Genomic DNA, 12,161 nt, shown 5'->3' with positions numbered 1-12,161 from the left:
CCGCACGGGCGGCGGCAGGCTCAGTCCAGGAGCCGCTCGCGCAGCCGCTCCCGGGTCTCCGGAGTGACACCCAGTCCCTGCGCCAGATAGCTGTCGACGCTGCCCCAGGTCTCCTCGACCGTCTCCATGGCCGTCGTCAGATACTCGGGCCGGGTGCCGAAGAGCGGATTGAGCAGCTCCAGGACCTCGGGGCTGTAGACCTGGGCGCCGGAGCCGTTGCGACGCACCTTGTAGCGGCGGTGCTGCGCGTTCGACTCCATGTAGTCGGCCACGATGGCGTCGCGCTCCACCCCGACGGCGAGCAGTGTCACCGCGATGGACAGCCCCGCGCGGTCCTTGCCGGCCGCGCAGTGCATCAGGGCCGGGACACTGTCCTCGGCCAGCGCGTGCAGCATCCGGGAGTGCTCCGCCGTGCGGTCCCGGATGATCTCGCGGTAGGAGTTGATCATTCGCTGCTCGCCCTTGCCGTCGGCCAGCAGGCTGCGCAGCTCGTCGAGATCGCCGTCCCGGACCATCTTCCAGAACTCCGCGCCGTGCGCCGGGTCGGACAGCGGGATGTTCACGTTGCGCACACCCGCCAGCTCGACGTCCTGCCCCTCCAGTTTGATGTCCGCCGCGTTCCGGAAGTCGAAGATCGTGTGCAGCCCCAGGGAGCCGAGGAAGGCCGCGTCCTCGTCGGTCGCGTGGGCGAGATGACCGCTGCGGAACAGCCTCCCGGGCGCCACCCGCCGGCCGTCCACGGTCGGCAGTCCGCCCACGTCACGGAAGTTTCGTACGCCGCCCAGCTCGGGCTCGGTCGACGGGACCTGCTGCGTCACGAGGGCTCCCTCCCACACCGCCCCGCGGACGCTGCTCGTCGACGGGCGCGCTTCGACGATACGACATGGGTGAACGGGCCAAGGAGTTATCCACAGGCGTTGCCGTCCAGGGCCCTGGCGCGGATGATGTTGAGACTTGAGCGTGCCTGTTCGGATCTGTGGGGACATGATGCTGGAAATCGCCGGAACCGGTCGTACGTGGCTTCTCTCGGGGCCCACGAGCAGTTACGCCGTCCATCTCACCGAGGACGACGAACTGCTGCATCTGCACTGGGGCCCGCGGATCGCCCTCGCCGACGCGGAGGCGCTCGCCCTCCGTCCGCTGCCGGACTACTGGCCCTTCGAGTCCCCGCTCGACGGCCGCGAGGAGTACCCGGTCGAGGGCGGCCCCCGTTTCGTACGGCCCGCGCTGTCCGTGCGGACCGACGAGCGCCGGGGCACCGAATGGCGGTTCGAGGCGTACGAGACGGAGGGCGACGAGCTCCGGCTGACGTTCCGGGACACCGGGCTGGCCATCACGCTCCACTACCGGATGCGCCACGACGTGGTCGAGCGCTGGGTGACCCTCACCCATGACGCGCCCGACGGAACCGGCCCCCTGGAGCTGCTCCGCGCCGACTCCGCCACCTGGACGCTCCCCGACCGCGACGGGTGGTGCCTCTCCCAGCTGCACGGGCGCTGGGCCGCCGAGTCCCGGCTCGTGAGGACCGACCTCACCTACGGTGAGAAGGTCATCGGCAGCCGGCGCGGACACACCGGGCATCAGCATCTGCCCTGGGTGGCGCTCGACACCGACGCGACCGAGGAGCGCGGCGAGGTGTACGCGTGCGCGCTCGGCTGGTCCGGGTCGTGGCGGATCGCCGTCGCCCAACTGCCCGACGCGCGCGTGCAGATCACCGGCGGGGCGGGGTACGACGACTCCGGGCTGCTTCGGCTGTCGGCCGGGGAGTCCTTCGTCACGCCGGTCTTCGCGGGGCTGTGGACCGACTCCGGGCACGGCGGGGCGAGCCGGGCGTGGCATGCGTACCAGCGCGCGTTCGTCGTGCCGGACGCCGACCGGGACCGGCCCGTGCTCTACAACTCCTGGGAGGCCACGGAGTTCGACATCTCCGAGGAGCAGCAGGGGACGCTGGCCCGGCGGGCCGCCGCGATCGGTGTCGAGCTGTTCGTCGTGGACGACGGCTGGTTCGGGACCCGCACCAGCGACCGGGCCGGCCTCGGCGACTGGACGCCCAACCCCGACCGCTTCCCGGCGGGACTGAAGCCGCTCGCCGAGTACGTGCACGCCCTGGGGATGCGGTTCGGCATCTGGGTCGAGCCCGAGATGGTCAACCCGGACAGCGAGCTGTACCGCGCGCACCCCGACTGGGTGCAGTTCCAACCGGGACGAAAGCGGACGGAGTTCCGCAATCAGCTCGTACTGAACCTCGCGCGCGAGGATGTCCGGCAGTACCTCTGGGAGCAGCTCGACGGGCTGCTCTCCAGCGCCCCGATCGACTATGTGAAGTGGGACTTCAACCGCTGCTTCACCGACGCCGGCTGGCCCGGCGAGGACTACCCGCAGCGCCTGTGGGTCGACCATGTGCACGGGCTGTACGCCCTGCTGGACCGCCTGCGGGCCGCCCACCCGGACGTCGCCTTCGAGTCCTGCTCGGGCGGTGGCGGCCGGATCGACCTCGGTGTCCTCGCCCGTACGGACCAGGTGTGGACCTCCGACAACACCGACCCGCTCGACCGGCTCGCCATCCAGGAGGGCTTCAGTCAGATCCATCCGGCGCGGGTCATGGCCGCGTGGGTCACCGACAGCCCGAACACCCAGCTCAACGGCCGGGTCAGCTCGCTGCGGTTCCGGTTCGTGAGCGCGATGGCCGGGGTGCTCGGCGTCGGTGGCGACCTCACCACATGGACCGAGGAGGAGCTGGCCGAGGCGGGGGAGTGGGTGGCGCTGTACAAGGAGATCCGGTCCGTCGTGCAGCGCGGAGACCTCTACCGGCTGCGGCGGCCGACCGGCGGACTGAGCGCTGTGCAGTACGTGCTCGGGGACGAGGCCGTCGTCCTCGCCTGGCTCCAGGCGCAGCACCACGGCGAGCCGGTACCGGCGCTGCGGCTGCGCGGACTCGACCCCTCGGCGACGTACGAATGCCGCGAAACGGGCGAAGTCCACCGAGGTGCCGTGCTGTTGCACCACGGACTGCGGACCGGCCTCAAGGGTGACCTCGATGCGGCAGTTCTCCGGCTGCGTCGCATCTGATGCTTCTGTCCTATATAGCCTCTATGGCGTCTTCGTTCCAACTCGCCTGGGAATAAAGGTTGCTGTGAATCAGGCGAGTGAGCAGCGTCATATTCGTGACCGTGCGTCGCCGTCATGTTCACGTAATTTCGGCGTGTTTTAAGGGACTTCATGGGGTGGAAAGATCCGTAATTCACGGACAGTGACGGGGAATTCTGGGGAGGATCACAGAAAACCCGTACACAGGGAACCTCAGGCTTGTTTCCGTGCGTCTTGGTCGCTTACGTTCGCCACCAATCCGGACGGACGCCCAATCCTGCCGCCGCCCGGAGCCCGCATCGAACACCCGACAACGGCAGGAGCGGGGGACCCACAGGTAGAACGCCTGTTCCGGTCTCTGGAACAGGCTTGGGGTTAAGTCACGTTCAGGCGTGGCCGGACATCTCCAGTCCGCACCCGACAGCTCACCTCGCAGGCGACGGAGAGGAATTCGTCATGCCCGCGAAGGGTAAGCACCGCCGTCCGAGGTCCCAGCGTTTCACCCGTTCGATAGCCGTTGCCGGAACCGGCGGAGCGGCTCTCGCACTGCCGCTTCTGGGAGCCACCGGCGCCCATGCGGCCACGGCGGAGTCCACCGCCCAGTCCGTTTCCTCACTTTCGGAATCGGCCAAGTCCGTATCGGCCGAGTCCGTTTCCGCGAAGACGGAAAAGGCCGCCGCTTCCACGCCTTCCGCCGCCAAGAAGGCGAGCGTCAGGACCTACTCGGTCCAGGCCGGCGACTACCTCTCGAAGATCGCCCGGGAGCAGAGCGTCAGCGGTGGCTGGCAGAAGCTCTACTCGGACAACCGGACCGCCATCGGCGCCGACCCGAGCCTGATCCACCCCGGTCTGAAGCTGACGATCGGCAAGAAGGCCGCGTCGACCTCTTCGCCTTCCTCTTCTTCCTCCTCTTCGTCTTCGGCGAAGTCGAAGACGTCGTCCTCCGAGTCGACCCGGACGGAGACGTCCAAGCCGGCCGCCGAGAGCGCGAAGGCCGACACCTCGACGACGACCGAGGCCGCCGACACCGGCAGCTCCAGCGGCTTCACCCTCCCCGTGGCAGGCGCCACCATCGGCACCGCCTACCACGTGTCGGGCAGCATGTGGTCCAGCGGCTACCACACGGGCGTCGACTTCGTCGTCCCGACCGGCACCTCCCTCAAGGCTGTCGGCGCCGGCACGGTCGTCTCCGCGGGCTGGGGCGGCGCGTACGGCAACCAGGTCGTCATCAAGCTCGCCGACGGCTACTACGCCCAGTACGCCCACCTCTCGCAGCTCTCCGTCTCGGCCGGCCAGACCGTGACCGAGGGTCAGCAGGTCGGCCTCTCCGGTGCCACCGGCAACGTGACCGGACCGCACCTGCACTTCGAGATCCGCACCACCCCGGACTACGGCTCCGACGTGGACCCGGTCGCGTACCTCCGCTCGAAGGGTGTCGCCGTCGGCTGACACAGGCTCTCCGAGGCAGCATCCGCCGAAGGCCGGACCCCGATCCCCGGGTCCGGCCTTCGGCGTGTCCGTATGTGTCCTTCCATGATCATCGCATTGCAGTCTTGTGGCGCGTGTGCCCGGAGCGTCGACAGGGCGAGAAGGTGGGGGCACAGTGAACTCCGTTGCTGCGCAAGCGCTTTCTACTCTCTGCGACTGTCTACGGAGGACCTGTGCATTCCAGTCGACGCCGAAGAACCGGCGCCGTCGTCGCCGCGATCCTGACGGCCGGGGCGCTCTCCGCGCCCGTCGGACACGCGGTCGAGCCCCCGCGCCGGGTGGTCGAGAACCTCGACCGAGGCCTGGTCGCCGTACCGTCGGGCAAGGGCACCTTCCTCAGCTGGCGGCTGCTCGGCACCGAGTACGCACGCCATGGCAACGCGATCGCCTTCAACGTGTACAAGGGTGGGCGTCGCCTCAACACCGCGCCGATCGTCAGGTCCACGACGTACCAGGACAACAGTCGGGGCGTGGGCGCCTACAGCGTCCGGGCAGTCGTCAACGGGCGTGAGCTGCGGCCGAGTTCGGCCCTCGCGTTCGACAAGGGCTACGCGGAGATCCCTCTCGCCGCCGCCGACGGCTACAGCGTGCAGCACGCCTGGCCCGGCGACCTGGACGGCGACGGACGCTATGAACTCGTCGTCAGCAGACTCTCCCAAACCCGGGACAGGCCCGACCTGTTGGAGGCGTACGCGCTCACCGGCGAGCGGCTGTGGCGGGTCGACCTGGGTCCCGGCTCCTACACCCAGGTCAGCGGAAACGGCGCCAACGACCCTGCCCCCGCGGCGATCAGCGGTTCCACGCCCATCGGCGGCTACCGCAACGACGACAACGTCACGGTGTACGACCTCGACGGCGACGGCAGGGCCGAGGTGCTGGTGCACACGGCCGACGGCACCATCTTCGCGGACGGAGCGAAGGTCACCGCCAACTCGCCAGCCGACCAGTTCGTTTCGGTGATCGACGGAGCCACGGGAACCGAACGCACCCGCCAGCCCGTGCCCGACGACCTGTTCGCCGACGGCCCGTCCGGAGGCCACTTCGGCATCGCCTACCTCGACGGTGAACACCCCAGCCTGGTCACGAAGTTGGTCACCCGGGTAGGCGCCAGGCGCGGTGCGTTCCGCATCCTCATCCAGGCCTGGGACTTCAACGGCCAGGATCTGAGCAGGCGTTGGAAGTACGCGGTCCCGGCGGCGAGCGGCGCGACCAGCTTCCACCAGATCCGCACGGTCGACGTCGACCAGGACGGCCGGGACGAGATCGCCGACGGCAACTACGTGGTCAACAGCGACGGCACCCTCCGGTACGTCGTCGACGGCGCCGGACACGGCGACCGCTTCGACATCGCCGACCTCGACCCCGACCGCCCGGGGCTGGAGGGATTCGCCATCCAGCAGGCCGAGTTGGGCGTCGTACCGAAGTTCCCCTGGTACTACTACGACGCCGACACCGGTGAGCGTCTGGTGACCGGGCAGCACCCCGCGAGCTGGGAGAACGACACCGACATCGACGTCGGCCGGGGCAACGCCGCCGACATCGACCCCGGCCACCCCGGCTACGAGTACTGGACCTCCACCGCCGATGTCACGGCCCCCGGCGCGGGCGTACGCAACGTCCAGGACGGCAAGGTCTCCACGACCACGCCGAGCGTCAACTTCCGCATCTGGTGGGACGGCGACAAGGCGGCCGAACTCCTCGACTACACGCACGTGGAGCAGTGGGATCCTAAGACCGAGACGAGCACGAGGATCTTCGAGCCGTCCGAGGTCGTCTCCGGCCCGCGCAACGCAACCCCTTTCTACGGTGACCTGATCGGCGACTGGCGCGAGGAGATCCTCGCCGAGACCGCCGACCACAGCGCACTGCGCCTCTACACGACCACCGAACCGACGAGCACCCGCGTCTACACGCTCGCCCAGAACCCCGCGTACCGCCTTGGCTGGACCGTTCGCGGCTATCTCCAGTCGACGTACACGGACTACTACCTCGGCACCGAGACCCGCAGGGTGCCGAAGCCCTCGATCACGACCACCAAGGGAGCTGCCTCGTGACGACCACCCGTAGAGCCTTCGGAGCCCTGGCCGTCGGCGGGGCGCTGGCGGCCCTGGCCCCGGCCGGCCAGGCGAGTGCCTCGCCGGTCCACCACCACCGCGGACGGCTCATCGCCCGCGACGACTTCCGGCACGGCCTGGGCCAGTGGGCCGTCGAACTCCAGGACGGCGGCAGCGTCACGGCGGCCCGGGGCGTGCTGGAGGTCGACGTACCGAGCGGCGCGACGATCTGGTTCAAGCGGAAGCTGCAAGGCCCGTACGTCATCGAGTACACGGCGACGCCGGTCTCGGCGGGCGGGGTCAACGACCGCGTGTCCGACCTGAACAACTTCTGGAACGCCGTCGACGTCCGCTCCCCGGACGACCTCTTCGCCACCCCTCGGGGCGGCGCCCTCGCGGAGTACGACTACCTCAAGACGTACTACGTCGGCTACGGCGCCAACACCAACACGACGACCAGGCTGCGCCGTTACGTCGGTGAGGCCGGTGTGCGCCCGCTGATCTACGATTACACGGAGCCGCTGCTGGTCCCGAACGAGCCGCATCGGGTGCGGATCGTCTCGGCCGGTTCGACGGTCCGCTGGTGGAACAACGGGCGGCTCGTCTTCGACTACAGCGACCCGGAGCCGTACACGAGTGGGCACTTCGCCTTCCGTACGACGTGGAGTCACTTCCGGATCACCGATTTCAGCGTCCGTGAGCTGCGTCTCCCTGTTATTCCGGGTTGACCAATACTTGACGAGTGGCTTATCTCACCGCGAGTCAACCCTTTCCTACGGTCGCGTAGCTCACATCGCTAGGTGAATCATGGACCGATGTGGCAGACGATTCGAAGAATGGCAGCAGAGCAGTGATCGGGTCGTACGTGGCGGTGGGGGACAGCTTCACCGAAGGCGTCGGCGACCCCGGCCCCGACGGGGCGTTCGTCGGCTGGGCCGACCGGTTCGCGGTACTGCTCGCGGACCGGCGCCCGGAGGGCGACTTCGACTACACCAACCTCGCGATACGCGGGAGGCTGCTCGACCAGATCGTGGCCGAGCAGCTTCCGCAGGCCAAGGAACTGGCGCCCGACATGGTCTCGTTCTGTGCGGGCGGCAACGACATCATCCGGCCCGGCAGCGACCCCGACGAACTCGCCGAGCGCTTCGAGCGGGCGATCGTCGATCTCACCTCGGTGGTCGGCACGGTCATGGTGACGACGGGCTTCGACACCCGCAACGTGCCCGTGCTGAAGCACATGCGGGGCAAGATCGCCACGTACAACGGCCATATCCGGGCCATCGCCGACCGCTACGGCTGTCCGGTGCTCGATCTGTGGTCCCTGAAGACCATCCAGGACCGCAGGGCCTGGGACGGCGACCGGCTGCACCTCTCGCCCGAGGGCCACACACGCGTGGCACTGCGCGCGGGCCAGGTCCTCGGCCTGGAGATCCCGGCCGACCCGGACCAGCCCTGGCCCGCACTGCCTCCCCGAGGCACCTTGGAGATCCGCCGCGACGACGTCCACTGGGCGCGGGAGTATCTGGTGCCGTGGATCGGGCGGCGGCTGCGGGGCGAGTCGTCGGGGGACCATGTGACGGCGAAGGGGAGTCTGTCGCCGGACGACATCAAGAGCCGGATCGAGTGGGTCGCGTGAGGGTTTCGGGTTAGGGCTCGGGGCACTGCCCGGGTGCGGGTGCGGGTGCGGGTGCGGGTGCGGGTGCGGGTGCGGGTGCGGGTGCGGGTGCGGGTGCGCGGCCTTCGGTTGCCTTTGAGCGCCGGTCCCGGTCATCCCAGCCCGTCCGGCGTTTGAGGACGAGGCCGTTGAGGCCGAAGGGGGGTCTGGGGGTACAGTCCCCAGCCGACGGCCACGAAACTCACCTGCCCGAAGTCAACGCCGCCCGCTCAAGCCCCAGTTCCCCAGCCAACGCAGCGTCCACCCACTGCTCGGCCCGCGCACGCGACACCCCCTCGTACGCCGTCATCTGGACCGCCAGCCCGTCCAGCAGCGCCGTGAGCCGCATCGCCGTACCCGTCGGGTCGGGGCACTCGAACTCGCCGGCGGCGACGCCCTCCGCGATGACCTCGGTGATCGCGGCCTTCCAACGCCGGTCCAGGTCCCCGGCGACCTCCCGCAGCGCAGGGTCGCGCAGGGACACCGCCCACCCCTCGATCCACAGCCGCCAGCCCTTGGCCTGACCGGTCGGTGCGTACCAGCGCACCGCGGACCGCAGTCGGCGCAGGGCAGGGGAGCGGCGTCCGAGGAGTTTGGCCAGGTGGGCGAGGTCGGCCTCGGCCGCGTACCGGAACGCTGCGGCGACCAGCTTCTCCTTGGTCGAGAAGTGGTACAGCACCAGCGCGTTGCTCACCCCGAGGGTGGCCGCCACGTCGGCGATCCTGACCGCCGCCACGCCCCGCGCCTCGATCTGCTCGATGGCGGCCCGCAGCAACTCCTCGCGCCGCTCGGCCACGCTCAACCGCACTCTTGCCACGCCGTCACAGTAATCCGTCACCGGACACGATGTCGGGGCAGGTCCGTCAATGCCTGTAAATCCCCGCCGATGTGGCCGGTTCGCACGGAAGGGGCGCGCGGCCGGACACCGTCACCGATACCAGCCGAACCGCTCCGCGATCACCGGCAGCCGCTCCTCCACGATCGCGTGCGCCGCCGCCCGGGGAGTCGTCCCGTCGGTCTCCGCGCGCGCGAGCACCTGGTCGATCAGGGCGCGCATCGAGCGCCGGGTGTACGCGAACGCCTCCTCCGGGTCCGCGCCGATGTCCCCGAACAGCGTCCACCACCACCAGGCGTTCGTCCCGGAGTTGACGACCACGTCCGGCAGTACGACGATGCCGCGCGCGGCGAGCAGCTCCTCGGCCTCCGGCAGTACGGGCATGTTGGCGGCCTCGACAACCCAACGGGCGGTGATCCGCTCCTGGTTCCCGGTGTCGACGGCGTACGAGACCGCGGCCGGCACCAGCACCTCCGCGGGCACGGACAGCCAGGCCTCGCCCGGCAGTTCGCGGTCCTCGGGGCGCAGCACCGCGCGGTCCACGGTCCCGTACGAGTCGCGGCCCGCGAGCAGCGCCTCGATGTCGAGTCCGGCCGGGTTGGCGATCGTGCCCTTGATGTCGGAGACGGCCACCACCGTGAGTCCCGCGCGCGTGAGGAAGCGTGCCGTGGCCCCGCCCATCGTGCCGAGCCCCTGTACGGCGACGCGTGTCCCGGCGTACGGCACCTCGGCCCGGTCGAGCGCCGCGAGCACGGACTCCGCGACCCCGCAGCCGCCGACCAGCTCGTCGAGCCCGATGCCGTCCACCTCGGCCGCGAACGCGTCGGCGAGCCGTGCGCGGGCCGCGCTCTCGTCGTCCAGCAGCGGATAGACCGCCTGGATCGACGACACGAGCCCGGCCTCGGCCGCCGCCCGGTCGACGAGATCCTGGGTGAGGCCCAGGTCCTCGCCCGTGGTCCACACGCTCTCGACGTACGGCCGCATCGCGCGCAGATAGCGCACCAGCAGGCCGTACGCCCCCGGGTCCTGGGGGTCGCAGTCGACTCCGCCCTTGGCGCCGCCCAGGGGGACGTAGCGGCCCTCGGGGTTGTAGTGCAGGGCTTCCTTCATGGTCATGCCCCGGGCGAGCCCGGCGACCTCGTCCAGGGTGCAGCCCTCGCGCATCCGCAGCCCGCCGCTGGACACGCCCCGCACCAGTCTGTCCACGACGAGGAAGCCCTGGCGGCCGGTGAGGTGATCGGTCCAGGTGAGGGAGAGCAGGGGAGTGCCCTGAGAGGTTGCCATGCGGGCAATATACTGACTCGCCGTTCAGTTACGTGCGTCCGTGCACCCTCGGCTCCGCGCGCCTCGCCGCCGCATGCACCACCTGTGTCCGGGTGGTCGCTCTTCGTCGCCCCGGAATCGATTCGCCGTCCCGAGCGTTGGAGTTTCCTTGGAAAGACCCGGCCGACGCTCGCGCGACGCCGGAGTGTCAGAGGCGGCGACCATAATGGAATGCCTGACCGACTCCACCTGGAGGTACCGTGACCGGATTCCCCCCTCCGAGCTCCCGGCTGCGCGCGCTGCGGCCCGCCGCCTTCGGCGCGGACCCGAGCGGGGAGCGCCTGGCACGGATCCGCAGATCGCCCCACTTCGCGGACGGCGTCTTCCAGAACCCGCCGGGTACGCCCCGGCCGGACGGCGCCATGCTGGAGTTCGCGAAATCCTCCCTGCGCAAGGAGGACCGGGTCCGCCGCGCCCCGGCCGGCACGGTGCCGGTGCACGCCACGACGCTCGCCGACCTCGCCAAGCCCCCGGTCACCGGTCTCCGGCTGACCTGGATGGGCCACTCCAGCGTGCTCACCGAGATCGACGGACAGCGGGTGCTCTTCGACCCCGTCTGGGGCGAGCGCTGTTCGCCGTTCGCCTTCGCCGGGCCCAAGCGGCTGCATCCGGTGCCCCTGCCGCTGGCCGCGCTCGGCCCGGTCGACGTCGTCGTCATCTCGCACGACCACTACGACCATCTGGACATGCCCACGATCAAGGCGCTGGCCGACACGGACACGCTGTTCGCGGTCCCGCTCGGCGTCGGCGCCCATCTGGAGCGCTGGGGCGTCTCCGCCGACCGGCTGCGCGAGCTGGACTGGCACGAGTCGACGAAGGTCGGCGGCCTCACCCTGACCGCCACCCCGGCCCGCCACTTCTGCGGCCGGGGACTGCGCAACACCCAGCACACCCTGTGGGCCTCCTGGGTCGTCGAGGGCGCGGAGCACCGCGTCTACCACAGCGGTGACACCGGGTACTTCGAGGGCTTCCGGGACATCGGCGCCGACCACGGCCCGTTCGACGCCACGATGATCCAGATCGGGGCCTACAGCGAGTTCTGGCCCGACATCCACATGACCCCGGAGGAGGGCATGCGCGCCCACCTCGACCTCCAGGGCGGGACGCCGAGCGGTCTGATGCTGCCGATCCACTGGGGCACGTTCAATCTGGCGGCGCACGCGTGGTCGGACCCCGGCGAGGGCACGATCGCCGCCGCCCGCAAGGCCGGGACGCGGATCGGGCTGCCGCACCCGGGTGAGCCCTTCGAACCCACGGCCGAGACCGTCCCCTCGGATCCCTGGTGGCGGGGCGTGGCCCTGACCCCGCCGGGCGGCTGGCCGACGCTCGACGCCGACGAGTCGGCCGATGTCCGTCGTACGGCCGATATCACTCGTACGGCTGATGTGGATGACGCCCCGACCGACACGGCCGGTGACATTCAGGGGGGTGCTGCCGACGGCAGCGGGGAGCCCAAGGCGGTGTCCGCGGGCTGATCGCGCGGGGCGAAAACGGGCGACAGTCGGACAGTCGTACGGACGGCGAGAGCCGGGGAGCAGGCTGCTCCCCGGCTCTCGCCTTTTGCTCGTGACCGGTTCTGACCAGCCTCGATCGATTGGCAGGGGTAGGGGAACGTACGTCCGAGGTGATTGTCGGTCTGCCGTGCGGGGTCTCATACCAGAGCGGGGCGCTCTCCGGGGGAGTTTGTCAACTGACCACCGCACATGTTGCGTTGGCGACT

The 12,161-nt window shown here is 69.9% G+C and carries 9 protein-coding genes and 1 riboswitch; of the genes, 6 read left to right on the top strand and 3 right to left on the bottom strand.

Annotated elements, in window-relative coordinates; translation table 11 throughout:
• Positions 1 to 20: 20 nt before the first annotated feature.
• Entirely contained in the window at positions 21 to 818 is a 798-nt protein-coding gene (locus tag OG787_RS05660) for a tyrosine-protein phosphatase (protein WP_369030969.1), read from the bottom strand.
• 169 nt (positions 819 to 987) lie between these two features.
• Between OG787_RS05660 and OG787_RS05655 the strand changes: the two genes are divergently transcribed.
• The 5 genes from OG787_RS05655 to OG787_RS05635 all read left to right on the top strand — a co-directional run bounded on the left by OG787_RS05655 (position 988) and on the right by OG787_RS05635 (position 8,265).
• Positions 988 to 3,069, top strand: a complete 2,082-nt coding sequence (locus OG787_RS05655; protein ID WP_405540425.1) for an alpha-galactosidase — start codon at positions 988 to 990, stop codon at positions 3,067 to 3,069.
• Positions 3,070 to 3,361: 292 nt separating this feature from the next.
• A riboswitch (cyclic di-AMP (ydaO/yuaA leader) is annotated at positions 3,362 to 3,539 on the top strand.
• Between the two features lie 4 nt (positions 3,540 to 3,543).
• A complete protein-coding gene (locus OG787_RS05650; protein ID WP_405534452.1) occupies positions 3,544 to 4,536 on the top strand; it encodes a peptidoglycan DD-metalloendopeptidase family protein in 993 nt (330 codons plus the stop codon).
• Positions 4,537 to 4,748: 212 nt separating this feature from the next.
• Complete coding sequence (locus OG787_RS05645) at positions 4,749 to 6,629, top strand: hypothetical protein (RefSeq protein WP_405534451.1); 1,881 nt, start codon at positions 4,749 to 4,751, stop codon at positions 6,627 to 6,629.
• Positions 6,626 to 7,357, top strand: a complete 732-nt coding sequence (locus OG787_RS05640) for a DUF6250 domain-containing protein (RefSeq protein ID WP_369030966.1) — start codon at positions 6,626 to 6,628, stop codon at positions 7,355 to 7,357. Before OG787_RS05645 ends, OG787_RS05640 begins: the two co-directional genes overlap by 4 nt.
• A 122-nt stretch (positions 7,358 to 7,479) precedes the next feature.
• The gene (locus OG787_RS05635) at positions 7,480 to 8,265 is read left to right on the top strand and encodes an SGNH/GDSL hydrolase family protein (protein ID WP_235479798.1); all 786 of its coding nucleotides are present in this window, start codon (positions 7,480 to 7,482) and stop codon (positions 8,263 to 8,265) included.
• A gap of 220 nt (positions 8,266 to 8,485) precedes the next feature.
• Here the strand turns inward: OG787_RS05635 and OG787_RS05630 are convergent, their stop codons facing one another.
• Together OG787_RS05630 and OG787_RS05625 are read right to left on the bottom strand one after the other, a co-directional pair.
• Positions 8,486 to 9,100: a TetR/AcrR family transcriptional regulator gene (locus OG787_RS05630; RefSeq protein ID WP_369030965.1), complete on the bottom strand. Its 615-nt coding sequence runs from the start codon at positions 9,098 to 9,100 to the stop codon at positions 8,486 to 8,488.
• 111 nt (positions 9,101 to 9,211) lie between these two features.
• Positions 9,212 to 10,402 carry a Glu/Leu/Phe/Val dehydrogenase dimerization domain-containing protein gene (locus OG787_RS05625; protein WP_369030964.1) on the bottom strand — a complete coding sequence of 397 codons (1,191 nt, stop codon included), beginning with the start codon at positions 10,400 to 10,402 and terminating at the stop codon, positions 9,212 to 9,214.
• A 239-nt stretch (positions 10,403 to 10,641) separates the two neighbouring features.
• On the opposite strand from OG787_RS05625, the gene OG787_RS05620 reads away from it, so the two are divergent.
• A complete protein-coding gene (locus tag OG787_RS05620; RefSeq protein WP_369030963.1) occupies positions 10,642 to 11,916 on the top strand; it encodes an MBL fold metallo-hydrolase in 1,275 nt (424 codons plus the stop codon).
• Positions 11,917 to 12,161 lie beyond the last annotated feature (245 nt).

The sequence above is a fragment of the Streptomyces sp. NBC_00075 genome, from assembly GCF_045041225.1.
In the GTDB taxonomy this organism is placed as follows: domain Bacteria; phylum Actinomycetota; class Actinomycetes; order Streptomycetales; family Streptomycetaceae; genus Streptomyces; species Streptomyces adonidis.
Note: the sequence above shows the minus strand (reverse complement) of the source record. Positions and strands in the feature narration are given on the sequence as shown.

Coding starts and splice junctions, on each gene's coding strand:
- OG787_RS05655 (WP_405540425.1), top strand. CDS start 988: ATGCTGGAAATCGCCGGAACCGGTCGTACGTGGCTTCTCTCGGGGCCC.
- OG787_RS05650 (WP_405534452.1), top strand. CDS start 3,544: ATGCCCGCGAAGGGTAAGCACCGCCGTCCGAGGTCCCAGCGTTTCACC.
- OG787_RS05625 (WP_369030964.1), bottom strand. CDS start 10,402: ATGGCAACCTCTCAGGGCACTCCCCTGCTCTCCCTCACCTGGACCGAT.